The organism is Caulobacter sp. SL161 (assembly GCF_026672375.1).
Classification (GTDB): domain Bacteria; phylum Pseudomonadota; class Alphaproteobacteria; order Caulobacterales; family Caulobacteraceae; genus Caulobacter.
In genome coordinates this window covers 1,311,453-1,334,898 of record NZ_JAPPRA010000001.1, presented here as the reverse complement: position 1 = coordinate 1,334,898, position 23,446 = coordinate 1,311,453, and the positions used below count along the sequence as shown (strand labels likewise).

21 protein-coding genes and 4 pseudogenes are annotated in these 23,446 nt (G+C 68.5%); 16 read left to right on the top strand and 9 right to left on the bottom strand.

The window, feature by feature from the left end:
• Positions 1-8: 8 nt before the first annotated feature.
• Together OVA11_RS06530 and OVA11_RS06525 are read left to right on the top strand one after the other, a co-directional pair.
• Positions 9-221: pseudogene (locus tag OVA11_RS06530) on the top strand (Ada metal-binding domain-containing protein); the annotation flags it as partial.
• An 11-nt stretch (positions 222-232) separates the two neighbouring features.
• A complete protein-coding gene (locus OVA11_RS06525; RefSeq protein WP_268066711.1) occupies positions 233-919 on the top strand; it encodes a 2OG-Fe(II) oxygenase in 687 nt (228 codons plus the stop codon).
• 55 nt (positions 920-974) lie between these two features.
• Here OVA11_RS06525 and OVA11_RS06520 read toward each other — a convergent pair whose 3' ends face one another.
• Positions 975-1,541 (bottom strand): NnrU family protein, encoded by a 567-nt coding sequence (locus tag OVA11_RS06520; protein WP_268066710.1) that lies wholly within the window; start codon positions 1,539-1,541, stop codon positions 975-977.
• A gap of 146 nt (positions 1,542-1,687) precedes the next feature.
• On the opposite strand from OVA11_RS06520, the gene OVA11_RS06515 reads away from it, so the two are divergent.
• The 4 genes from OVA11_RS06515 to OVA11_RS06500 all read left to right on the top strand — a co-directional run bounded on the left by OVA11_RS06515 (position 1,688) and on the right by OVA11_RS06500 (position 5,189).
• Entirely contained in the window at positions 1,688-2,548 is an 861-nt protein-coding gene (locus tag OVA11_RS06515; RefSeq protein WP_268066709.1) for a TIGR01459 family HAD-type hydrolase, read from the top strand.
• Between the two features lie 57 nt (positions 2,549-2,605).
• Positions 2,606-3,031, top strand: a complete 426-nt coding sequence (locus OVA11_RS06510) for a MaoC family dehydratase (RefSeq protein WP_268066708.1) — start codon at positions 2,606-2,608, stop codon at positions 3,029-3,031.
• Positions 3,031-3,972, top strand: a complete 942-nt coding sequence (locus tag OVA11_RS06505) for a bifunctional riboflavin kinase/FAD synthetase (protein WP_268066707.1) — start codon at positions 3,031-3,033, stop codon at positions 3,970-3,972. Before OVA11_RS06510 ends, OVA11_RS06505 begins: the two co-directional genes overlap by 1 nt.
• A 125-nt stretch (positions 3,973-4,097) precedes the next feature.
• A complete protein-coding gene (locus OVA11_RS06500; RefSeq protein WP_268066706.1) occupies positions 4,098-5,189 on the top strand; it encodes a S1C family serine protease in 1,092 nt (363 codons plus the stop codon).
• Positions 5,190-5,200: 11 nt separating this feature from the next.
• Here OVA11_RS06500 and OVA11_RS06495 read toward each other — a convergent pair.
• Positions 5,201-5,327 (bottom strand): annotated as a pseudogene (locus OVA11_RS06495) (NlpC/P60 family protein); the annotation flags it as partial.
• A gap of 47 nt (positions 5,328-5,374) precedes the next feature.
• Here OVA11_RS06495 and OVA11_RS06490 point away from each other — a divergent pair.
• The 4 genes from OVA11_RS06490 (at position 5,375) to OVA11_RS06475 (ending at position 9,712) form a co-directional block, all read left to right on the top strand.
• A complete protein-coding gene (locus tag OVA11_RS06490; RefSeq protein WP_268068909.1) occupies positions 5,375-5,419 on the top strand; it encodes a hypothetical protein in 45 nt (14 codons plus the stop codon).
• A gap of 77 nt (positions 5,420-5,496) precedes the next feature.
• Complete coding sequence (gene ileS, locus OVA11_RS06485) at positions 5,497-8,406, top strand: isoleucine--tRNA ligase (protein WP_268066705.1); 2,910 nt, start codon at positions 5,497-5,499, stop codon at positions 8,404-8,406.
• Between the two features lie 123 nt (positions 8,407-8,529).
• Positions 8,530-9,030, top strand: a complete 501-nt coding sequence (gene lspA / locus OVA11_RS06480; protein WP_268066704.1) for a signal peptidase II — start codon at positions 8,530-8,532, stop codon at positions 9,028-9,030.
• A 112-nt stretch (positions 9,031-9,142) separates the two neighbouring features.
• Positions 9,143-9,712 (top strand): DUF3035 domain-containing protein, encoded by a 570-nt coding sequence (locus OVA11_RS06475; protein WP_268066703.1) that lies wholly within the window; start codon positions 9,143-9,145, stop codon positions 9,710-9,712.
• Between the two features lie 231 nt (positions 9,713-9,943).
• Here the strand turns inward: OVA11_RS06475 and OVA11_RS06470 are convergent, their stop codons facing one another.
• Positions 9,944-10,885, bottom strand: coding sequence for a TraB/GumN family protein (locus tag OVA11_RS06470; RefSeq protein WP_268066702.1), 942 nt, complete (start codon positions 10,883-10,885; stop codon positions 9,944-9,946).
• 59 nt (positions 10,886-10,944) lie between these two features.
• Positions 10,945-11,997: a TraB/GumN family protein gene (locus OVA11_RS06465; protein ID WP_268066701.1), complete on the bottom strand. Its 1,053-nt coding sequence runs from the start codon at positions 11,995-11,997 to the stop codon at positions 10,945-10,947.
• 112 nt (positions 11,998-12,109) lie between these two features.
• Here OVA11_RS06465 and mutL point away from each other — a divergent pair, with 112 nt between their 5' ends.
• Together mutL and OVA11_RS06455 are read left to right on the top strand one after the other, a co-directional pair.
• On the top strand, positions 12,110-14,023 hold the full coding sequence (gene mutL, locus OVA11_RS06460; protein WP_268066700.1) for a DNA mismatch repair endonuclease MutL: 1,914 nt from the start codon (positions 12,110-12,112) through the stop codon (positions 14,021-14,023).
• A 9-nt stretch (positions 14,024-14,032) separates the two neighbouring features.
• Positions 14,033-14,122 (top strand): annotated as a pseudogene (locus OVA11_RS06455) (hypothetical protein); the annotation flags it as partial.
• Positions 14,123-14,171: 49 nt separating this feature from the next.
• Here OVA11_RS06455 and OVA11_RS06450 read toward each other — a convergent pair.
• The 4 genes from OVA11_RS06450 to OVA11_RS06435 all read right to left on the bottom strand — a co-directional run bounded on the left by OVA11_RS06450 (position 14,172) and on the right by OVA11_RS06435 (position 18,258).
• The gene (locus OVA11_RS06450; RefSeq protein ID WP_268066699.1) at positions 14,172-14,939 is read right to left on the bottom strand and encodes a MerR family transcriptional regulator; all 768 of its coding nucleotides are present in this window, start codon (positions 14,937-14,939) and stop codon (positions 14,172-14,174) included.
• A 97-nt stretch (positions 14,940-15,036) separates the two neighbouring features.
• Complete coding sequence (locus tag OVA11_RS06445) at positions 15,037-16,332, bottom strand: hypothetical protein (RefSeq protein ID WP_268066698.1); 1,296 nt, start codon at positions 16,330-16,332, stop codon at positions 15,037-15,039.
• Positions 16,333-16,420: 88 nt separating this feature from the next.
• Positions 16,421-17,587, bottom strand: a complete 1,167-nt coding sequence (locus OVA11_RS06440) for a hypothetical protein (RefSeq protein WP_268066697.1) — start codon at positions 17,585-17,587, stop codon at positions 16,421-16,423.
• Between the two features lie 74 nt (positions 17,588-17,661).
• The gene (locus OVA11_RS06435) at positions 17,662-18,258 is read right to left on the bottom strand and encodes a GNAT family N-acetyltransferase (protein WP_268068907.1); all 597 of its coding nucleotides are present in this window, start codon (positions 18,256-18,258) and stop codon (positions 17,662-17,664) included.
• A 157-nt stretch (positions 18,259-18,415) separates the two neighbouring features.
• On the opposite strand from OVA11_RS06435, the gene OVA11_RS06430 reads away from it, so the two are divergent.
• The gene (locus OVA11_RS06430; RefSeq protein WP_268066696.1) at positions 18,416-19,723 is read left to right on the top strand and encodes an acyl-CoA dehydrogenase family protein; all 1,308 of its coding nucleotides are present in this window, start codon (positions 18,416-18,418) and stop codon (positions 19,721-19,723) included.
• Between the two features lie 75 nt (positions 19,724-19,798).
• Positions 19,799-20,419: pseudogene (locus OVA11_RS06420) on the top strand (methylated-DNA--[protein]-cysteine S-methyltransferase); the annotation flags it as partial.
• Here the strand turns inward: OVA11_RS06420 and OVA11_RS06415 are convergent.
• Entirely contained in the window at positions 20,416-20,844 is a 429-nt protein-coding gene (locus OVA11_RS06415; protein ID WP_268066694.1) for a DUF4345 family protein, read from the bottom strand. The pseudogene OVA11_RS06420 and the gene OVA11_RS06415 overlap by 4 nt on opposite strands.
• A 306-nt stretch (positions 20,845-21,150) precedes the next feature.
• On the opposite strand from OVA11_RS06415, the gene groES reads away from it, so the two are divergent.
• Together groES and groL are read left to right on the top strand one after the other, a co-directional pair.
• The gene (groES, locus tag OVA11_RS06410) at positions 21,151-21,441 is read left to right on the top strand and encodes a co-chaperone GroES (RefSeq protein WP_013080760.1); all 291 of its coding nucleotides are present in this window, start codon (positions 21,151-21,153) and stop codon (positions 21,439-21,441) included.
• 57 nt (positions 21,442-21,498) lie between these two features.
• The gene (gene groL, locus OVA11_RS06405) at positions 21,499-23,142 is read left to right on the top strand and encodes a chaperonin GroEL (RefSeq protein WP_268066693.1); all 1,644 of its coding nucleotides are present in this window, start codon (positions 21,499-21,501) and stop codon (positions 23,140-23,142) included.
• The last annotated feature ends 304 nt before the right edge of the window (positions 23,143-23,446 follow it).

The window sequence follows — 23,446 nt, the reverse complement described above, 5'->3', positions numbered from 1 at the left end:
GCCTTTCGATGACCTACGACACCGACGACGCCCGCTGGGCGGCCTGGGAAGCGCGCGACCGCGCCGCCGACGGGGCGTTCTTCGTGGCCGTGCGCACCACCGGCGTCTATTGCATCGCCAGCTGCCCCGGCCGGCCGCTGCGCAAGAACGTCGTCTTCCATGACAGCCGAGAGGCCGCCCGCGCCGCCGGCTTCCGCGCCTGCCTGCGCTGCAAGCCCGACCGGGTGGCTGCGTGAGTTTGGACTGGACCCGCATCGCCGCCGAGCTGGACGCGCGCGGCTGGGCCCTGACCGGTCCCCTGCTCAAGCCTGAGACCTGCGCCGACGTCGCCGACCTCTATCCGCGCGACGAGGGCTTCCGCAGCCGCGTGGTCATGGCCCGTCACGGCTTCGGGCGCGGCGAGTACAAGTATTTCAGCTATCCCCTGCCCGACGTCGTGCAGCGCCTGCGCCAGGGCCTCTATGGCCCGCTGTCGGGGATCGCCAACGCTTGGGCGCAGCGCCTCGGCGATGAGCGCCGCTTTCCCGAGACGCTCGAGGGCATGCTGGCCCGCTGCCACGACGCTGGGCAGACGCGCCCCACACCCCTGCTGCTGACCTACGGCCCCGGCGACTACAACTGCCTGCACCAGGACCTCTATGGCGAGCACGTCTTCCCGCTGCAGGCCGCCTTCCTGCTGGACGAACCCGGCCGCGACTTCGAGGGCGGCGAGTTCGTGATCGTCGAGCAGCGCCCGCGCCAGCAGTCCGCGCCCCAGGTCGTGCCGCTAGGCCAGGGCGAGGGGGTGATCTTCGCGGTGCGGGAGCGTCCAGCCGAAGGGACGCGCGGCGTGCACCGGCGGGTGCTGCGGCATGGGGTCAGCGAGGTGCGGTCCGGGCGGCGGCGGACGCTGGGGGTGATATTTCATGATGCTCAGTAGGTCTTCATCCGACCTCCCCGGCGAATACTGGGGAGGTCGGGGAGTGTGTGTCCCCTCACCCCATCGGCGAAACGCCAAACAGCAGCCGGTGCAGCCCGAACACGAACACCAGATACGCCACCGTCCCGCCCAGCACGCCGATCAGGTCCGAGCGCGGTTTGACCACCACGGGGGCGGGTTCCTTGCGGCGGATGGCCGAGATGAGGTCAACGACCGCCCAGGCCAGGAACGCGCCGAACAGCAGCACCGAGGCCTGGTCGCCATTGACCAGCAGGTGGCCGGCCGACCACAGGATCACGCCCAGCAGCATCGGGTGGCGCACGGTGGCCTTGATCCGTCCGGCCGGCGCATTGGCCACGGGCAGCAGCATGAAGGCTAGCCACACCAGCAGCATGGCCGCGTGACGGCCCCAGGCCGGCGGGTCGTAGAGCTGCGGCGCGGCGGGGCGATAGACGATCCAGCCCCAGATGATCAGGCCAAGGCCTGCGGCGGCGACCAGCGAATAGAGCCCGCGCCAGCGCTTGGGGTTGGCCGCGACCTGGGCGTCGCGCAGGGGCGCGGCCAGGATCCGCACCGAGTGGATTCCCAGAAACAGCACAAGGCCAAGAAGCAGAATCGTCATGACGCCCTCCCGTTGGCGGGGAGGATAGTCACGGAACGCCGGTCTTCGATAGCGGTGCGGCTGGGGCCTTGAATCCTGCCGCCAAGGGCTCAGCTAAGGACCCCGCCCAAGTTGACGCCCAGCCCCCGGACCGCTACCGCCGAGCCATGATGGACTTCCCTCCCGGCCTTTCCGCCCTTTCCGACCGCTATGACGTGGTGCTGAGCGACGTCTGGGGCGTGATCCACAACGGCGTGGCCAGCTTCCCTGAGGCCTGCGAGGCCCTGACCCAGTGGGCGCAGACCAAGGGCCCGGTGGTGCTGATCTCCAACTCGCCGCGCCCGTCGCACGACGTGGTGGCGCAGCTGGACGCCCTGGGCGTGCCGCGCGCTTCCTGGCAGGGCTTCGTCACCTCGGGCGACGCCACCCGCGCGCTGCTTAAGGCCAACGCCCCAGGCAAGGTCTGGAAGATCGGCCCCGCCCGCGACGAGGTGCTCTATGAGGGCATCGACCTGGTCGCCGCCGGCTGCGAGGACGCCGACTTCATCTCCTGCACCGGCCTCTACGAAGACGAGGTCGAGGTCCCCGAGGATTATCGCGACCGCCTGAAGGTCGCCGCCGAGCGGGGCCTCTTGTTCATCTGCGCCAATCCCGACCGCGTGGTGCAGCGCGGTGATCGGCTGATCTTCTGCGCCGGCTCGCTGGCCGATCTCTATGAGAGCCTGGGCGGCAAGGTGGTGATGGCCGGCAAGCCCTATGGCCAGATCTACGACCTGGCGGTCGCCGAGGCCGAGCGCCTCCTGGGCCGCCCCGTCGATCGCGCGCGGATTCTCTGCGTCGGCGACGGCGTCATCACCGACGTCAAGGGCGCCCACGACCAGAAGCTGGCCTGCCTGTTCGTGGCCAAGGGCATCCATGGCGACAAGGCCGTGGGTCCCGACGGCCAGCTGGTTCCCGACGCCGTCCACGCCCTGCTGGACGCCGAGGCCGTGGGCGCGACCCACGCCATCGGCGATCTGGTGTGGTGATAGCGTTTTGAAACGCTACACTGTGTGCAACGCACAATAAGAACCGCAGGGGAACGCGTGATGCAGGGCAAATTCCTGGAAGAGCTGACCGTCGGTCAATCGGCCGAACTGGTCCGCACCGTGGGCGAGGCCGACATCGTGGCTTTCGCCGAGGTCACGGGCGACAACAATCCCGTCCACCTGGACGCCGACTACGCCGCCAAGACCCCTTTCGGCGAACGCATCGCCCACGGCATGCTGTCGGCCGGCTATATCTCGGCGGTGCTGGGCACCACCCTGCCCGGTCCCGGTGCGATCTATCTGTCCCAATCGCTGCGCTTCAAGCGCCCGGTCAAGATCGGCGACGCGGTCACCGCCCGCGCCACCATCACCGAAATCGACGAAGCCAAGGCCCGCGTCACCCTCGCCACCACCTGTCTGGTGGGCGGCAAGGCGGTGGCGGACGGCGAGGCCGTCGTCATGGTTCCCCGCAAGGCCGCCTGATGCCCCTGAAGACTGTTCACGCCTGGAAGAACCTGCCCCCTGAGGCGCGTGGCGCGTCCGTCGCGCTCGGCAATTTCGATGGCGTGCATCGCGGCCACCAGCAGGTGATCGCCCAGGCCGCGAAGGCCGCCCTTACCGGCAAGACCCCGCTGGGCGTGATCAGCTTCGATCCGCATCCGCGCCGCCTGTTCCGGCCCAGCGAGCCGGCCTTCAAGCTGATGACCCAGGCCCAGCAGGCCCGGGCCCTCGCGGGGCTGGGGGTCGACACCTTCTACCTGCTGCCGTTCGACTTCGAGATGGCCAGCTACGGCGACCGCGAGTTCGTCGAGAAGGTGCTGGTCGAGGGGCTGGGCGTCACCCATGTGGCCGCCGGCTTCGACATCTCGTTCGGGCGCGGCCGCAGCGGCAGTCCCGACCTGCTGCGGACCTATGGCGAGGAATACGGCTTCAGCGTCTCGATCGCCGAGCCGGTGGCCGGCGCGGGCGGCGAGAAGTTCTCCTCGACCGCCGTGCGCGACGCCCTGCGGGCCGGCCGGCCCGAGCAGGCCGCAGCCATCCTGGGCCGTCCGTTCGCCATCGAGGGCGTGGTCCGGCGCGGCCAGCAGCTGGGCCGCCAGCTGGGCTTTCCCACCGCCAATGTCGAGGTCGAGGACTATGTGGTCCCGAAACTCGGCGTCTACGCCACCCGCACCCGCCTGCCCGACGGGCGCGAGGTGCCCGGCGTGGCCAATCTGGGCAACAACCCGACCACGGGCCTCGTCGAGACCCGGCTGGAAACCTGGCTGTTCGACTTCGACGAGGACCTCTACGGCCAGATCATCGAGACCCAACTGATCGCCTTCCTGCGCCCGGAGCTGAAGTTCGACAGCCTGGAGCTGATGATCGACCAGATCCGCCGCGACGAGCAGGCGGCGCGGGCCATCGTGGCGCCGGGGTTCTAGGGGTAGGATTCCCTCTCTCCTAGAGAGAGGGATTCAAAAAAGCCCCCCACTCCCGCCACGGGAGAAGCCCTTTCCTCGCGCCGCGCCAGCCGTTAACCTTGATGAACGTCTAGGTTGGGGGCCGGATGCTCAAGGGTCGCAAGTATCATCATTTCGCGCGCGCCCGGCGGCCCGCCGCTCAGCGGCGGCACGAGATCCTAGCCTATCCGGACGGCGCGCAATTCGTGTTCGACACCGGCAAGGCGGTCGAGGTCGAGGGTGGCTATTGCGCCCTGCCCGACGGTGACTTGCTGGACGCCTATTCCAACGCCGTGGTCCGCGCCGTCGAGCATGTGGGCCCCAGCGTGGTGCGGATCCATCCGATGCTGGCGGACCCGCGCATGTCTGGCGTCGGCTCGGGCTTTGCGATCGCGGAAGGCGGATTGATCCTGACCAACAGCCATGTGGTCCAGGGCGCCAACCGCTTCATCGTCATCACCGCCGAGGGCCGCAGCCTGACCGCGCGCTGCGTGGGCGACGACCCCGACACCGACCTCGCCCTGATCAAGGTCGACCAGGCTGTCGAGATTCCCGTAGCGCGGCTGGGCGACTCCAAGAAGCTGCGGCGCGGCCAGCTGGTCATCGCCATCGGGGCGCCGCTGGGCTTTGAGGCCACCGTGACCACCGGCGTCGTCTCGGCGCTGGGCCGGTCCCTGCGCGCCGAGCGCGGCCGGCTGATCGAAGACCTGATCCAGACCGACGCGGCGCTCAATCCGGGCAACAGCGGCGGACCGCTGGTCAGCTCGACCGGCGAGGTGGTGGGCATCGCCACGGCGATCATCGCCGGCTACCAGGGCCTGTGTTTCGCGGTCGCCGCCAACACCGCCAAGTTCGTGATCGGCGAGCTTCTGGCCCATGGCCATGTGCGGCGCGGCTCGATCGGCCTCGTCGCCCAGCAGGCCCCGATCCCGCCGGCCCTGGCCCGCGCGACGGGCGTCCACCAGCCCTATGCGGTCTATGTGGCCCATGTCGACGCCGGCGGCCCGGCGGCCAAGGCCGGCATCAAGGAAGGCGACCTCCTGATCGCCGCCGGCGAGATGCTGCTGACCGGCCTCGATGACCTCCTGCGGGCGCTGGACAACCACAGCATCGGCAAGCCGACGGTGTTCACCCTGATCCGCCACGCGCGGCTGATGCAGGTGACCGTGACGCCGAGGCTGCGGAAGCCGGGGGCTTAAGCAGGCCGAAAATCCTCCCCCCAGCGGGGGAGGTGTCGGCCCGCAGGGACGACGGAGGGGGAAGAGGCAGGGTCAGCAGGACTTCCCCCTCCGGTCGCTTCGCGACCACCTCCCCCGCTGGGGGGAGGGTTGCTTACCCCGCCGAAGCCTTTGCGCGCGCGTCCCGCCTCTGCTATCCCCACCCCATGAGTTCCATTCGGAAGATGTCGCGAATTATCCGCCCGGCGTGACGCCGCCGGACGATCCTCCAGCGCGCGCCGGGTTCTCCCGCCCTCTTCCGAAATTTCCAGAGCCGGATTCCATTCCCATGGCCGACGACGCCACGACCGCCCGCGACTATCGCGAAACCGTCTTCCTTCCCGACACCCCGTTCCCGATGCGCGCGGGCCTGCCCAAGAAGGAGCCGGAAATCCTGGAGGGCTGGGCCGCCCTCTCCGACAAGGGCCTGTACGGCGCGGTGCGCGCCAAGCGCCAGGCCGACGGCGCGCCGCTGTTCGTGTTCCACGACGGTCCGCCCTACGCCAACGGCGCGATCCACATCGGCCACGCGCTGAACAAGATCCTCAAGGACTTCGTGGTCCGCTCGCGCTTCGCGCTGGGCTACGACGTCGACTACGTGCCGGGCTGGGACTGCCACGGCCTGCCGATCGAGTGGAAGATCGAGGAGCAATTCCGCGCCAAGGGCCGCCGCAAGGACGAGGTCCCGGCCGAGGAGTTCCGCCGCGAATGCCGCGCCTATGCCGGCGGCTGGATCGAGGCCCAGAAGACCGAGTTCCAGCGCCTGGGCGTGCTGGGCGACTGGTGGAACCGCTACGCCACCATGGACTTCACCTCGGAAGCCAAGATCGTCGAGGAGTTCCACAAGTTCCTGTCGACCGGCCAGCTCTATCGCGGCTCCAAGCCCGTGATGTGGAGCCCCGTGGAGCGCACGGCCCTGGCGGATGCGGAGATCGAGTACCACGACCACGTCTCGCCGACGATCTGGGTGAAGTTCCCGGTCGTCCAGGGCTCTGACGCGGCTACGGGCGCCAAGCTGGTGATCTGGACCACCACCCCGTGGACCATCCCCGCCAACCGCGCGGTCTCGTACAATCCCGACATCCCCTACAGCGTGTTTGAAGTCACCGCGTTGGAAGAGGGCCTGGAGTTCGAGCCCTGGGCCAAGCCGGGCGATCGCCTGATCATCGCCGACAAGCTGGCCGCCGACGTCTTCAAGGCCGCCAAGGTCGCATCGTGGAAGACGGTCGAGGCCGTCGACTGCGAAGGCATGGTGCTGGCCCACCCGCTGGCCGATCTGGACAGCCACTACGGCTTCGCCGTGCCGATGCTGGCGGGCGACCACGTCACCGACGACGCCGGCACGGGCTTTGTCCACACCGCGCCGGGCCACGGCGCCGACGACTATCAGGTCTGGCTGGCCCACGGTCACCGCGAGATCCCCGACACCGTCGACCCCGATGGCGCCTACTATCCGCACGTGGCCCTGTTCGCTGGCCTGAAGGTCCTGGAGACCGAAGGCAAGAAGGTCGGCAAGTTCGGCCCCGCCAACGGCGCGGTCATGGAAAAGCTGATCGAGGCCGGCAACCTGCTGGCGCGCGGCCGGGTCGAACACAGCTATCCGCACAGCTGGCGCTCCAAGGCCCCGGTGATCTTCCGCAACACCCCGCAATGGTTCATCCGCATGGACCACGCGGTGGACAGCCTGGGTGGCAAGACCCTGCGTGACGTGGCCGTGCAGGCCATCGCCGACACCGCCTTCTATCCCGACGGCGGCCGCAACCGCATCGGCGCCATGGTCGAGACCCGTCCCGACTGGCTGATCAGCCGCCAGCGCAACTGGGGCACACCGCTGGCCATGTTCGTGGACAAGCACACCGGCCATCCGCTGAACGACCCCGAGGTCAACGCCCGGATCCTGGCGGCCATCCGCGAGGGCGGCGCCGACGCCTGGTTCACGCGCCCCGACAGCGACTTCCTCGGCGCGCACGACCCGGCCCAGTACGAGAAGATCACCGACATCCTCGATGTCTGGTTCGATAGCGGCTGCACCCACGCCTTCACGATCGAAGGCCGCACTGACAGCGCCTGGCCGGCCGACCTCTATCTGGAAGGCTCCGACCAGCACCGCGGCTGGTTCCAGTCGTCCCTGCTGGAAGGCTGCGGCACCCGCGGCCGCGCGCCCTACAAGGCCGTCCTGACCCATGGCTTCACCATGGACGAGAACGGCGAGAAGATGTCCAAGTCCAAGGGCAACACGGTCGAGCCGCAGACGATCACCAAGGAGTCCGGCGCGGAGATCCTGCGCCTGTGGGCGGCCATGGTCGACTATTCGGAGGATCAGCGGATCGGCAAGACGATCCTGGCCACCACGACCGACGCCTATCGCAAGCTGCGCAACACCATGCGCTACCTCTTGGGCGCCCTAGCCGGCTTTGACGAGGCCGAGCGGGTCACCGACTACGACCAGTTCCCGCCGCTGGAGAAATACATCCTGCACCGCCTGTGGGAGCTGGATGGCCAGGTGCGCGAGGCCTATGAGAGCTACCGCTTCTCGGACGTCATCCGCCCGCTGATCGAGTTCTGCCAGGGGGATCTCTCGGCGCTGTACTTCGACGTCCGCCGCGACAGCCTCTATTGCGACCGCCCCGACGCCCTGAAGCGCCGCGCCTATCGCACGGTGCTGGACTACGTCTTCGACCGCCTGACCATCTGGCTGGCCCCGCTGGCCAGCTTCACGATGGAAGAGGCGTGGGTGACGCGCTTCCCCGAGGCGGGTCCCGTGGCGCTGCGGGTGATGCCGCCGCGCGTCGACGCCTGGCGCAACGACGCCGAGGCGGCGCGTTGGGAGAAGGTCGAGACGGTGACCTCGGTGGTCACCGGCGCCCTGGAAGTCGAACGCCGCGAAAAGCGCATCGGCTCGGCCCTGGAGGCTGCGCCGGTGGTGCATGTCGCCGACGAGGACCTGCTGGCCGCCTTCGAGGGCCTGGACGCCGCCGAGGTGTTCCGCACGTCCTCAGCCACGCTGGTGGCCGGCGACGCCGGCGCCTTCCGCGTCGATGACGTCAAGGGCGTGTCGGTCGATCCCAACAAGGCCGAAGGCGCCAAGTGCGCCCGCTCGTGGCGCATCCTGCCGGAGGTCGGATCCGATCCGCGCTATCCGGAACTGAGCCTTCGCGACGCCGACGCCGTGGCCTACTGGGACGCGCGGCGCGCTTAAGCAAACCTGTCATCCCGGACGGTCCGCAGGACCGATCCGGGACCGCCGGAAACGCGGCGCTTGCGGCGGTCCCGGCTCTTCGGCCGGGATGACAGATTGATCGGGGACGGCTTAGGTAGCTGAATGACTTCCATCACCCGCCAAGGCTGGATCGCCTACGCCATCGCCGCCGTCACGGTGGTGCTGGACCAACTCTCCAAGCTGTGGATCCTGGGCCTGCTGGGCCGTGAGCCAGGCGCGAGCCTGCCGCTGCTGGGGCCGATCCACCTGACCATGGTCCATAACTACGGCATGAGCTTTGGCCTGCTGCGCGACAGCGACTGGGGCCGCTGGCTGTTGATCGGCTTTTCGATCCTGGTGGTGATCGGCCTCGCCGTCTGGGTCCACAAGGCGACGAGGCCGCTGCTGGCGGTGGGGATCGGGCTGATCATCGGCGGGGCGATCGGCAACAACCTGATCGACCGGGTGATCTACGGCTATGTCGTCGACTTCATCGACGTCTCGCGCCTCTATTTCCCCTGGGTGTTCAATATCGCCGACTCGGGGATCTCGGTGGGCGTGGCCCTGCTGCTGCTCGACAGCTTCCTGTCGGAAGAGAACAAACTGTCGCATCAGACCGAGTAGTTTTGGCCGATTGCCGCCGCAATCGCGTGGGACATTGGCGCCCGCGCGAGGATGTCGTATCGAGAGCGTCCGATTTTTTGGGCCGGGGGTCGGCCTGCTGGAGCATGGTTTGATGAGTTTCAACCGGGTCGCCGCGATTAGCGCCCTGACCGCCGTGGCCGCGATCGGCCTGGCCGGCTGCACCTCGACCAAGAAGGCCCTGGGGATGGACAAGGTCGTCCCCGACGAATTCCGCGTGGTCAGCAAGGCCCCGCTGGTGGTTCCGCCGGACTACGCCCTGCGCCCGCCGGCGCCCGGCGAGCCGCGCCCGCAGGAACTGCAGCCCGAAAGCGCCGCCCGCGCCGCGCTGATCGGCCAGAACGCCGCCGCCGGCCGTTCGGAAGGCGAGCGCCTGCTGGTCGCCCGCGCCGGCAGCGACAAGGCTGACCCGCTGATCCGCTTTGTCGTCGACGACGAAAACGGCGACCTGGCCCACAAGGACGAGAGCTTCGCCAGCAAGGTGATGTTCTGGAAGAAGGGCGAGGCCAAGACCAACGTCGCCGCGGCCGCCGAGGCCGGCGCCAACGCGCCGCTGGAAATCGACGCCGCCGCCGAAGAGGCCCGCCTGAAGACCCTGGTCGGCAAGGGCGGCGTGGTGATCAGCCGCGACAAGAAGACCGGCATCAAGCTGCCGGGCCTGTAACGGCCGGACGCCTACCGAATCGAAACGGCCCGGAACCTTGCGGTTCCGGGCCGTTTTCGTTGGACGCTCCAAGCGCCCCCTCCGTCACGATGATTCGCATCGCGACACCTCCCCCGTTTGGCTTCGCCACCCTGGCGGGTCACGGGGGAGGAGGACGCGGTAGCCCTCCTGCCCCGCTTGCGGGGGAGGTGGATCGGCGCGAAGCGCAGAGACGGAGGGAGCGTCTCCCCCCTACCCGTCCCCCGGCGTCCGCACCGTGATCCCGCGCGCGCGAAGCTGGTCCAGCACGCCGTCCTGCGCGACGAGGCCGCGGATCGGATAGATCGCCACCGCGTGGCCGGGGGTCTTGAGGAGGTCGGCCAGGGCCTCGACCTCGGCGTTCTTCAGACGCTGGCTCATCTCGGCGACGCCGGGCAGCAGGTACTGGCAGCGATCGGTGCTGCGCGGCGCGGCCAGGGCCGCACGGACCCGGCCCTCGGCCCAGGCCTGGGCGGCGACGCGATAGCGGTCCTGGCCCTGTTCGACGGTGTCCAGCGTCTCGGTCAGACAGGCCAGCCCGGCCGCGTCATCGGTCTTGCGCGCGACGGTCTTGAGCAGGGGCATGGCCTTGTAGCGTTCGACGACCCGGACCTTGACCCGGTGCTTGCGCGCCAGTTTCTCGATGCGGCGGCTGACCTGGCCGTACTCCAGCCCGGCCTTGCGGTTGGTCTTGCTGGCGATCAGCGGGCCCAGCGCCAGAGGTTTCCAGTCGCGCCAGCCATCGGGGTCCTTGGGCTCCACCGCCGTCCAGGCGCGCTGGACGCGGGCGGCCAGGGCCGGATCGGCTGCGGCCCAGGCCTCGTCGCCCTTCAGCTTGCGCCGCAGAAGCAGCAGCGCCGGGATGTCGGTGACGCCGGCGCTGAAGGTCGGCGGGGTCAGCAGGGTGAACGCCCCCTTCAGCCGGCGGTCGACCACCGAGCTGTCCCAGGCCATGCTCTTGGGCGTCGAGCCGGGCGTGCCCAGGATATAGACCGTCGTGTCGGCGTCGGAGATCCGCCACCAGGCCGGACCCGGCAGCTTGGCGCTGACCACCAGGGCCTCGACGAGATTGGCCTCCGGGTCGTCCATCACCTGGGCGGCGGCCCCGCCGGCGACGGTGAGACTCATGGCCACGGCGGCCCAGATCGCGCGCATGTTGATCCCCCTGTGAACGCCGCGCGATCCTGGTCGCGCGGCGTGGCGGAAGCTTGACCTTATTCAGGCGCCGTGACGGTGAAGCCCTTGGCCCGCAGGCGGTCCAGCACCCCGTCCTGGGTCAGCAGCGCGCGCAGCTCGATCACCGCCACGGCCTTGCCGGGCTTCTTCAGGGCCTGGGTGATGGCGCCGACCGCCTCGTCCTGGCCGTCCTTGAACTGGCGGGCGATCCAAGGCGTGGAGGCCAGGCACCGCTGATAGCCGCGCTCGGCCGAAACCACCGCGCGCACCTGCCCCTCGGCCCACTGGTCGGCGGTCTCGCGCAAGCCCGCCAGGCCGTTCTCGACCTCCTTCAGACCCGCGTCCAGGCACAGCTCCTGCAGCGGCTGGGGCGCTTCGCCCAGTGACTTGACCATGCCGATCAGGTCGTAGTCGTCCAGCTTCTTGATGCGTGGCTGGACGGCGATGTCCTTGCTCTTGGCCAGCTTCTGGATGCGGTCGGTCAGGTCGCCGATGGTGATCGAGACGCCGCCGCCCTTGTCGTTGGCGATGATGAAGCCCGCCAGGGCCGGCTTGATCTGGTCGTGCTCGCTGACCGGCTTGCTCCGCGCGGTCAGATGCTTCTCCAGCCGCGCGCGCAGGTCCGGCGGCAGGGTGTCGCGCATCGGCTTGTCCGTGATGAACTGCTTGCCGCGACCGGGGATCAAGGCCAGCAGGCTCAGCAGCCGCACCTCGGGCTCCTGGCCCATGATCAGCACATTGGCCCCGTCCAGGCGGCGACGCAGCACCGAGTCGTCGAAGTCCAGCTTCTGCGGCGCGAAGGCCGGCACGCCCATCACATAGACATTGGTGTCGCCGTCGCTGACCTTCCACCAGGCCGGGCCCGGCAGGCGCGCGTTGACGATCAGCTCCTCCACGAGGTTGGCCTGGCTGTCGACGGGGGTCAGGTCCACCGGCTTGGTCTGGTGGATGGACACCTCGTTCTTGCCCTGAACCTGGGCCAGGGCGGAACCGCCACAGAGCAACGAAAGCGCCAGGCCGGCGGCGGCGAAACGGGTCAGGGTCACGATCTTTCGGTTCCTCGAAGGCGCGCGGAATCGCACTAATGTCATCCCTCCCTGCTTGGTTGGCCGATCGCTGTTCGCCTGGTCAACTTAAGGAGTTGCAATGTCGGCGGCCCCGCCCCACCTGCGGACCCCGGCGCGCCCCGTGAAAGTCCGCTTGATGCCCATCCGCCGCCTGCCGCCCGAGACCGTCAACCGCATCGCCGCCGGCGAGGTGGTCGAGCGGCCGGCCAGCGCCATCAAGGAACTCGTGGACAACGCCATCGACGCGGGCGCCACGCGGATCGAGGTCGAGGCCCATGGCGGCGGCCTGACCCGGATTCTCGTCGCCGACGACGGCTGTGGCCTGTCGCCCGAGGAGCTGCCGGTGGCCATCGAGCGCCACGCCACCTCCAAGCTGGCGCCGGACGAGGACGGCCTGTGGGACCTGCTGCGCATCCACACCATGGGCTTTCGGGGCGAGGCCCTGCCGTCGATCGGCTCGGTGGCGCGGCTGCAGATTTCCTCGCGCGCCAAGGGGGCCAAAGACGCCTTCTCGATCCTGGTCGAGGGCGGCCAGGTCGGCGAGGTGGCGCCCGCCGCCTTCCCCGGCCCGCACGGCGCGCGGATCGAGGTGCGGGATCTCTTCTACGCCACGCCGGCGCGCCTGAAGTTCATGAAGTCCGAGCGCGCCGAGGCCCTGGCGATCACCGAAGAGATCAAGCGTCAGGCCATGGCCAATGAGAGCGTCGGCTTCTCGCTGGACCTCGACGGCCGCCGGGTGCTGCGCCTGCCGCCTGAGCATCCGGGACCGCAGGGACGTCTGGCGCGCCTCGCCGCCGTGCTGGGCCGCGAGTTCCAGGAGAACGCCCTGGAGATCGACCAGACCCGCGACGGCGTGCGGCTGTCGGGCTTTGCAGGCCTGCCGACCTACAACCGCGGCAATGCGGCCCACCAGTACCTGTTCGTCAACGGCAGGCCGGTGCGCGACCGGCTGCTGCAAGGGGCCCTGCGCGCGGCCTATGCAGATTTCCTGGCGCGGGACCGCCATCCGACGGCGGCCCTCTATGTGACGCTGGAGCCGACCGAGGTCGACGTCAATGTCCACCCGGCCAAGGCCGAGGTGCGGTTCCGCGATCCGGCCCTGGTGCGCGGCCTGATCGTCGGCGCCCTGCGCCACGCCCTGGCCGGCGCCGGTCACCGGGCCTCGACCACGGTCGCGGCCCAGGCCCTGGACAGCATCCGCGCCCAGCAAAGCCCGTTCCCCGGCTACCAGCCGCAGTATCAGCCGGGCCCCTCCCCCGCCGGCTTCTCGGCCTGGCGCGAGGGTGGCTGGACCCCGCCGACGCAGCGCCCGATGGACTTGCCGGGCCTGAATGAGGTCTCGGCGCGGGTCGAGCCCAGCTACGGCGGCGATCTCGCCGGCGTGGTGCGAGAGGCCTATGCGTCGGCGGCTTTCGAAGATAATCCGCTTACGGATTATACCAGCGCAACCACCCCGTTCGACCCGGTCGACTACCCGCTCGGCGCCGCGCGGGCCCAGGTTCACGAGACCTATATCGTCGCCCAGACCCGCGACGGCATGGTCATTGTCGACCAGCATGCGGCCCACGAACGCCTCGTCTATGAGCGGATGAAGGGCGAGATGGCGTCCGGCGGTGTGACCCGCCAGACCCTGCTGCTGCCCGAGGTGGTGGACCTTGATCCCGCCGAGGCCGAGCGCGTCGTCGCCCGCGCCGAGGAGCTGGCCAGTCTTGGCCTCGTCATCGAAAGCTTCGGCCCCGGCGCGGTGCTGGTGCGCGAGACCCCCGCCCTGCTGGGCAAGACCGACGCCGCGGCCCTGGTGCGCGACATCGCCGATGATCTGGCCGAGAACGGCCAGGCCCTGGCGCTGAAGGAGCGGCTGGAAGAGGTCTGCTCGACCATGGCCTGCCACGGCAGCGTCCGCGCCGGCCGCAGGCTGAACGGCGCCGAGATGAACGCCCTGCTCCGCGAGATGGAGGCCACGCCCCACTCGGGCCAGTGCAACCACGGCCGCCCGACCTATGTGGAGCTGAAGCTCGCGGATATCGAGAAGCTGTTCGGGCGGCGGTGAGGCCAGAGCGCCCCCTCCGTCTCGCCGCTTCGCGTCGATCCACCTCCCCCGCAAGCGGGGCAGGAGGGCTGCAGTGGCCTCCTCACCCGTGAAACGGGGAGGAGGCGCGCGGCGCAGCCGCGTGACGGAGGGGGCGCTCAGGTGCGCCTCACCGCCCCCGCGCGAACGCCCGCATGGCCTCGGCGAAGTATTCGGTCAGGCCCGGCGCGATCGCCTCGTAGCGGGCGGTGAATTCGGGGTTGTCCTGGTAGAGGTGCGCCAGCCCCGCAAAGGCGTCCGGCGTCGGTTCGCGGTTCCAGGACTTGCCGATCCACGCCCAGTGCCGGCGCATGATCGCCGTCACCGGCGCGCTGTCGACCGGCAGGCCCTGGGTCAGGGCCTTGGCCAGATCGTGCTCGATGGCCTTGGCCTCTTCCTGGAACTGGGACCAGTCCGTCTTGCCCCAGGCCTTCATGCCGGCCTTGGACTGCGCGATGCGCTCAGCCATCGGCTCGCCATAGCGTTCGACCAGTTCAGCCTCGTATCCCGCCTGTTTCTTGGGGTCGAAGCCTTCGAAAAGCATCTTGTCATCCATCGTCTCGTCTCCTTCGAGGTCGGCGAGGGTGCGGTCGACGACGTCCACCAGCCGGGCGTAGCGCTCGGCCTCCGCCGCCAGGCGAACCCTTTGGGCCCGCAGGGCGGCGGTCAGGTCGAACCCCGGCTGGTCCAAGGCGGCCTGGATGTCCTTCAGCGGCGTTTCCAGGGCGCGATGGAACAGGATCTGCTGCAGGCGCAGCAGGTCCTGGCGATCATAATAGCGATAGCCGTTGGCCCCGACGGCGCGGGGCTTCAGCAGGCCGATGGCGTCATAGTGGTGCAGCGCACGCACCGAAACACCCGACAGCCTCGCCATCTGTTTGACCGTATAGACGCTCAAATCGACCTTCCCTCTCGATGACGAGAGCCATCAGGTCTGACGTGGCGTGAGGGTCAAGCGGCGGGTTTCAGAGCGCGTTAGGTTTAAGTGTGAGCGGTCAGGCCGCGCTCTTGGCCAGGGCCAGCGGCGCGCCGTCGGCCGCCGCGACAGGATTGTCCATCAGGTCGGTTACGGCCGGTCCCTGCACGCGGACGACCCCGGCGGCCTTGCAGGCCTCCAGCTCCACCGCCGAGGTGACATTGGCCACGCACTGCATCACGCCCTTGGCGGCGTAGGCGGACTTGCGCTCGACGAACTTGAGGATCTGCTTGAGGCGCTCATGCTCGGTCTCGCCCGACAGCACCAGGGTGACGCTCTCCAGCAGTTCGGGCGGCAGCCCCTGGACCGGGAAGGTCGGGTCGGTGATCCGCAGGTCCATGGCCGCGAAGGCGCCCGACAGCTGCGCGCGCATCTGCTGCAGCATGCCGATCGAGGCCTCGCGCGGCGCGCCATAGATCGAGGCGGTCAGCCGGGGACGCGCGTCCAGCGGATAGCGCGACAGGCGGGCCTTGTACGACTCCTGCGAGGCGGGCGTGATAAGGTTCCAGAAACCGAACGAGACCTGGATTTCTCCGAAGGACGCGGTCTTCAGCGCCGCCTGGACGTCGGTCAGGGCCACGAGATCGCGCTTGAGCAGCTTGGCGTCGTCCTCGGGCGGCGGCCCGACCAGATCGGCGCGCATGGCGATGCTCGACCCGACAAAGGCGCCCTGGGACAGGTCATAGACGCCCCACCAGCCGGTGTCGGCGGGCTTCTGCGGGCTGACCACCTTGGCGGCGACCGGGGTCGGGGCCGGCGCCGTAGCCGGCTCGGACTTGGCGGGGCTGGGCGCCGCGGCCTGGACCGGCGCGGGCGCGGCCGCAGCGGCGACCGGCTTTTCCGCTTCGGCGGCCTTGGCCTTCTCGGCCGCATAGACCTTGGCTTCCTCGCGCGTGACCGGCATCGGCTTGATCGCGTCGGCGGTGACCACATGCACGCGGCCGGGCTCGCCGCCATAGCCTTCGCCGGCCATCAGGCTGGCCAGTTCCTTTTGCGACAGCGCTGAGAAATGCAAAACCGCCGTCTCGTCGCCCTCGAAGGTCATCAGGGCGATCTGGCCGATCGGACGGTTGGGGAACAGGACATGTTCCAGCTCCACCGCCAGGCCTTGAACCTCGGTGGGGTCCAGTTCGGTGGCGCGGTGGTCGGCCAGCACGAAGGCCAGCGGGGCGACGGCGCCGCACTTGCGGGGCTTGCGCCATTTGGCCTTCAGAAACGCGTCCGCCACGCCCTGAGCCTTGTGCTTGGGCATGTCGCCCGCGCGCATGTCGGCGTCGGCGGTGAACAGGATGCGAAGGCAGGCGATGGCCGTCATGCGTGAAGCATGCGCCACCATTCCTCGACAAATCGTTAGGGCGGAGGGGTATTTGCGCGCCTTGCGGCTAAACGTCTCGGACGACGTATCAGGTGCGCAGCGGCAGCTCGGTCAGCGGCAAGGCCTGCTCGGCGACCGGCGTGGCGAAAAGCGCGCTGATCAGCGGCCCCTTGACGATGTGCGCGCCCATCTTGTGGGCGAGCTCCAGCTCGCGCGGAGCCTTCACGCCGCCCAGACCCATCCGCACCTTCCGCCCGACATACTGGCTGCGGGCCGACAGGAAGCGGTGCGCCTTGAGCAGCCGCGCCTTCTCGTCCTCTTCCGGCAACTGGAAGATCACGCAGAACGCGAGGGCCTCGGGCAGGGCCTGGACGTTGAATCCCGGGTCGTTGACGGACAATCCCACGCGCGCAAAATGCGGCTGCACCACGTCGCGCAGCGGTCCGATCGTCGAGAACGGCAGGTCGCGCGGCGCGTCATAGACCATGGCCCCCAGCCGCTCGCGCACGCTCGTGGGGATGGCGGCGAAGCGCTCGGCGCAGGTCTCGCGCAGTCCGCCCCGCGCGACGCTCCAGAGCCGCACGCCGACCCAGGCCCTGAGCCGGGGATCGCCCTCCTGCGCGGCCACGGCGCGGTCCAGCGCGATCAGGTCGCGGTTGGTGAAATCGGCGTCGGCCTGGGGTTCGGGCTCGCCGGGCTTCTGGAAGGGCTGAATCTGGGTGGCTTCGAAGCGCTGGGTGGGCAGGCTGTAGACCCCGCGCCAGCCCAGACGCACCGGAGCCGCATCCTCGGCCTTGGCCTGCTGGGCCGACACGCGCGGGGTCGAGCCCCAGGGCGCGAGCTCGCGCACGCCGTCCTGGCTGACCAGACGCGTGCGGCCCTCCGGCGGGGGCGGCTCGCCGCCGCTGCGCATCGCCAGAAGTTCTTCTTCAGGCAGCGTGGTGAACTTGAGGACCTGCTCCTCGTCACCCTCGAAGGTCAACATGCACAGGTCCTGCTGGCCTTGGGTGCCGAACAGGTGGACCTGCAGTTCCGCCGCCATCCGGCGCAGTTCCTCGCCGTCGAGGGTGGCGGCGCTGGGATCGATCAGCACATAGGCGCCGGCGCCCACGCGCCCGTGCCGACGCGGCGCGCGCCAGTTCACATCGATATAGCCGGACGCGACCTTGTCGATCTTGGCTGGCGTAACGCCGTCAAGCGTGACGCTCCGAGCGCCATGTTCGATGCAAATGCGTAGACACGCCATCCCCGCCATGGCCTGGCATTCACGGTGACGCTTGTTGAAAAAGTGTTGTTACCCGAGACCCTGCGTCGGATTGACGCAGGCCGTCAGGCGAAGGTCTCGCCGAGCCGGAACTCCAGACGCTCGCGGATCGCCGGCCAGTCATAGTCGGTGATCGAGAATATCGCCGTGTCGCGGATATGCCCCGTCCAGGTGACCTTGTGATTGCGCAGCACGCCCTCCTTGCTGGCCCCCAGCTTCAGGATCGCCGCCTGGCTGCGGGCGTTGCGCACGTCGGTGACCAGCTCCACCCGGATCGCGCCGGCCTTGTCGAAAGCGTGGCCCAGCATCAGGCGCTTGCTCTCCGGATTGACCGGACCCGAGCGCGCCTCGGGATTGAGGAAGGTCGCGCCGATCTCCAAACCGCCATGCAGACGCCGGATGTTCAGATAGCTGGACGTGCCCACCACCTTGCCGTCAGCGAGCCGGCGGATCGCAAAGCCGATGCGCTCGCCCCGGTCGGTCTCGCCCTGCAGCGCGCCCCAGAAGTCCTCGAAGCCTTCGCCGCAGCCGTTGACCGACATGATCTCCCAGCTTGCGGGATCGCAGTCGATGGCGGCCTTCAGTTCGTCGCGGTGATCGACGGTGACGGGCTCGAGCCGGACGTAGCGGCCCTGCAGGATGTCGGCGGTCAGGTTCAGCATGGGGCCGTTGTCGACGATGATCGCCGGCAAGACAACCGAAAGCCGCGCACGGGCCTGTACGTAGGTCGTCCTGCCCGCTTGCCCGGCGCGTCAGGCCGGTCTACAAACGCTTCAAACAAGCGTTTGACACCGAAAGAAGCGGGTAGAGGGAACGGCCATGGACTTCGACATTTCCCCCAAGCAACGCGCGTTCCTGGATCGCGTCACCGCGTTCATGGACGAGCACGTCTATCCGGCGATCCCGGCCTATGAGGCCGAGATGAACGTCCTGGGCGCCGAGCGCTGGAAGGTCGTTCAGGTCGTCGAGGACCTGAAGAAGAAGGCCAAGGCCGCGGGCCTGTGGAACTTCTTCATGCCGCCGCACAGCGGCCAGACCCATGTCGACGACACCTTCCAGTTCGAAGGCGTGCAGCTGACCAACCTGGAGTACAGCCTGATCGCCGAGCAGCTGGGCAAGGTCGGCTTCGCCTCGGAGGTCTTCAACTGCTCGGCGCCCGACACCGGCAACATGGAAGTGCTGATGCGCTACGGCACGCTGGAGCAGAAAGAGCGCTGGCTGCGCCCGCTGATGAACGGTGAGATCCGTTCGGCCTTCCTGATGACCGAGCCGGCGGTGGCCAGCTCGGACGCCACCAATATCGAGACCCGCATCGAGCGCGACGGCGACCACTATGTGATCAACGGCCGCAAGTGGTGGTCCTCGGGCGTGGGCGATCCGCGCTGCAAGGTCGCCATCGTCATGGGCAAGACCGATCCCGACAACGCCAGCCGCCACGCCCAGCAGAGCCAGGTGCTGGTGCCGCTGGACGCACCGGGCATCGAGATCGTCCGCATGCTGCCGGTGTTCGGCTATGACGACGCCCCGCACGGCCACGCCGAAGTGATCCTTAAGGACGTGCGCGTGCCGATCGAAGAGTCGCTGCTGCTGGGCGAAGGCCGTGGCTTCGAGATCGCCCAGGGGCGCCTCGGTCCCGGCCGTATCCACCACTGCATGCGCACCATCGGCACGGCGGAAGTCGCGCTGGAAAAGATGTGCCAGCGCCTGATGAGCCGCAAAGCCTTCGGCAAGTACGTCTCGGACCACTCGGTGTGGGAGGAGCGCGTCGCCGACGCCCGCATCGACATCGAGATGTGCCGCCTCTTGTGCCTGAAGGCCGCCGACATGATGGACAAGGCCGGCAACAAGTCGGCCCGTCTGGAGATCGCGATGATCAAGGTCGCGGCCCCGCGCCTGGCCCTCAAGATCATCGACGACGCCATCCAGGCCCACGGCGGCGGCGGCGTGACCACCGACTTTGGCCTCGCCAAGGCCTATGCCGGCATCCGCACCCTGCGCCTGGCCGACGGTCCGGACGAGGTGCACCAGCGCACGATCGCCCGCATGGAATACAGCAAGTACGGCGACCTGATGTACAAGCAGAAGGCCGAGAAGGAAGCCGCCCTGCACGTGCCGGGGATCCGGTAGGCCTCTCCTAAATCCTCCCCCTCACGGGGGAGGTGTCGGCTCGAAGAGACGACGGAGGGGGAAGAAACAGGTTCAGCAGGACTTCCCCCTCCGGCCTTCGGCCGCCTCCCCCGCTGGGGGGAGGATTTGTCGGGCCGCAAAATCCGGGCGGACAGTCGCGCGCGCCTCGGCGATCTTGGCCCCATGACCCGCCCCGCCCGCCTCCTTCTCGACCGCCTGCCCTCGCCGCTCGGCGACCTGCTGATCGTCACCGACGAGACCGGCCTGCTGCGCGCCGTCGACTTCCACGATTTCGAGCCCCGGATGCGACGGCTGGCGCGCCTGCACTATGGTGATCTGGCCCTGGAGACCGGGCCGGCGCCGACGGCGATCAAAGCCGCCTTCGCGCGCTATTTCGCCGGAGATCTCGCCGCGCTCGCGTCCCTCGCCTGGGCCACCAACGGCACGCCGTTCCAGCAGGCGGTGTGGAGGGCGCTGACCCAGATTCCGGCCGGCCAGACCATCACCTATTCAGAGCTGGCCCGCCGCGCCGTGCGTCCGCTGGCGATCCGCGCGGCCGGCGCGGCCAACGGGGCCAATCCGCTCAGTCTCGTCGCGCCCTGCCACCGGGTGATCGGGACCGATGGCGCCCTCACCGGCTATGCGGGCGGGATCGAGCGAAAACGGTGGTTGCTGACGCATGAAGGGGCGCTTTAGGCCAGGCCCAGCGCGCCGCGCAGCACGACCTTGCCGATCTGGAACGAGGGCAGCGTCAGCGTCACGCCGATCAGGGCGTTGTACAGCAGCGCGCCGCGATTATAGCGCCCGGCGTCGCCGTCCAGGACCAAGGACACCGCCCGCCCGGCCGCCGCGCCCAGCCAGGCCAGCGCCAGGGCCAGGGCCATGGCCGCGCCGATCCTCGGCTGATAGCCGAGATAGAGCGCCGCCACACCATGCGAGGCGATCAGCACCCCGCCGAGAGCGCGGCCCTCGGCGAACAGCGGGGGCTTAGGCGTGTCGTCGTCGGACAGGCCCGCAGCCTCCAGCAGCGTGGCCGGCCGGGCCAGGATCATGCCGCCCAGCGTACCGCCGATGACGCAGGCGATGACGGCCAGAAGCAGCGACAGGACGTAGCTCGACATCGGGTCTCCTTAGCTTGGCGCGCCCGCCCGGCGAACCCACCGATCTTGCCGCCCGGCTGTTCTGGTGGCGACGCGTCGTAGTAATCCTAAATGTGACTTCGGCGAAGTGCGGGCGCCCTCAAGTCCGCCGCACAGGAGCCCCCGGATCGGGCGCGTCGAAAAAACTTCGCGGCCCGCGTCCTTGACTCCCCGAGGGCCGGCGCCTAACTCACCAGCGTCGTTAGCACTCGGAGGGAGCGACTGCTAACAGTCCCGCTCCCCCTAGCCGACGAAGTCTTAATTCAAACCGTTCCGACGGAGAACACCATGAAGTTTCGTCCCCTGGGCGACCGCGTCCTCGTGAAGCGCGTCGAAGAAGAAACCAAGACCAAGGGCGGGATCATCATCCCCGACACCGCCAAGGAAAAGCCGCAGGAAGGCGAAGTCGTCGCCGTCGGCCCCGGCGCGCGCAACGACAAGGGCGAAGTCGTCGCCCTGGACGTCAAGGCCGGCGACCGCATCCTGTTCGGCAAGTGGTCGGGCACCGAAGTGAAGGTCGACGGTCAGGACCTCCTGATCATGAAGGAAAGCGACGTCCTGGGCGTGGTCGAAGCCTAATCGGCTTCCCGCTCTCCACCCGCTTCCCAATCGTTTCTCTTTTAGAAGGGCTTTAAAATGGCCGCTAAAGACGTCTATTTCTCCTCCGACGCGCGCGACAAGATGCTGCGCGGCGTCAACATCCTCGCCAACGCGGTGAAGGTGACCCTGGGTCCGAAGGGCCGCAACGTCGTCATCGAAAAGTCGTTCGGCGCTCCGCGCACGACCAAGGACGGCGTCTCGGTCGCCAAGGAAATCGAACTGGCTGACAAGTTCGAGAACCTCGGCGCGCAGATGATCCGCGAAGTCGCGTCGAAGACCAACGACAAGGCCGGCGACGGCACCACGACCGCCACGGTCCTGGCCCAAGCCATCGTCCAAGAAGGCCTCAAGTCGGTCGCCGCCGGCATGAACCCGATGGACCTGAAGCGCGGCATCGACAAGGCCGTCGCCATCGCCATCGAGGACATCAAGAAGTCCTCGAAGAAGGTCACCACCAACGCTGAAATCGCTCAGGTCGGCACCATCTCGGCCAACGGCGACAAGGAAGTTGGCGAGATGATCGCCAAGGCCATGGACAAGGTCGGCAACGAAGGCGTCATCACCGTCGAAGAAGCCAAGACCGCCGAAACCGAACTCGACGTCGTCGAAGGCATGCAGTTCGACCGCGGCTACCTGTCGCCGTACTTCATCACCAACGCCGACAAGATGGAAGTTCAGCTGGAAGAGCCGCTGATCCTCCTGTTCGAAAAGAAGCTGTCGTCGCTGCAGCCGCTGCTGCCGGTGCTGGAAGCCGTCGTCCAGTCGGGCCGTCCGCTGCTGATCATCGCTGAAGACGTCGAAGGCGAGGCCCTTGCCACGCTGGTCGTCAACAAGCTGCGCGGTGGCCTGCGCGTCGCCGCCGTCAAGGCTCCGGGCTTCGGCGACCGCCGCAAGGCCATGCTGGAAGACATCGCCATCCTGACCGGCGCTCAAGTCGTCAGCGAAGACATCGGCATCAAGCTCGAGAACGTCTCGCTGGAAATGCTGGGCCGCGCCAAGAAGGTCTCGATCACCAAGGACGACACCACGATCGTGGACGGCGTTGGTGAGAAGGCCGACATCGAGGCTCGTATCGCCCAGATCAAGCGCCAGATCGAAGACACCACCTCGGACTACGACAAGGAAAAGCTGCAAGAGCGTCTGGCCAAGCTGGCCGGCGGCGTTGCGGTCATCCGCGTCGGCGGCTCGACCGAAGTCGAAGTGAAGGAAAAGAAGGACCGCGTTGACGACGCCCTGAACGCGACCCGCGCGGCCGCTGACGAAGGCATCGTCCCGGGCGGCGGCACGGCCCTGCTGAAGGCCTCCAAGGCCCTGGCCGGCGTCACCGGCGACAACGATGACCAGACCGCCGGCATCGCCATCGTCCGCCGCGCCCTGCAGTCCCCGATCCGCCAGATCGCCGAAAACGCCGGCGTCGAAGGCTCGATCGTGGTCGGCAAGATCCTGGAAAACGACTCGAGCTCGTTCGGCTTCAACGCCCAGACCGAGCAGTATGTCGACCTGGTCGTCGACGGCGTCATCGACCCGGCCAAGGTTGTCCGCACGGCTCTGCAGAACGCCGCCTCGGTGGCCGGTCTGCTGATCACCACGGAAGCCGCGATCGTCGAAGCCCCCAAGAAGGGCGGCGGCGCCCCGGCCGGCGGCGGCATGCCGGGCGGCATGGGCGACATGGACTTCTAAGGAAGTCCGTAAAGTCGCCCATCTCCCAAAGAGATCTGGATCGGCCCAGCCGATCCAGAGCGGCGACATGGACTTCTAAGGAAGTCCGTAAAGTCGCCCATCTCCCAAAGAGATCTGGATCGGCCCAGCCGATCCAGAGCGGCGACATGGACTTCTAAGACCTTAGAAGCCTGTCATCCCGGCCAACGGAGGGACCGCCCTGCGGTCCCGAAGGCCGAGCCGGGACCAGCTCACCGCTGAAATGGATGAGGGCGGAGCCGCAAGGCTCCGCCCTTTTTCTTGGGCGGCATGGGCGTTGGGTGCG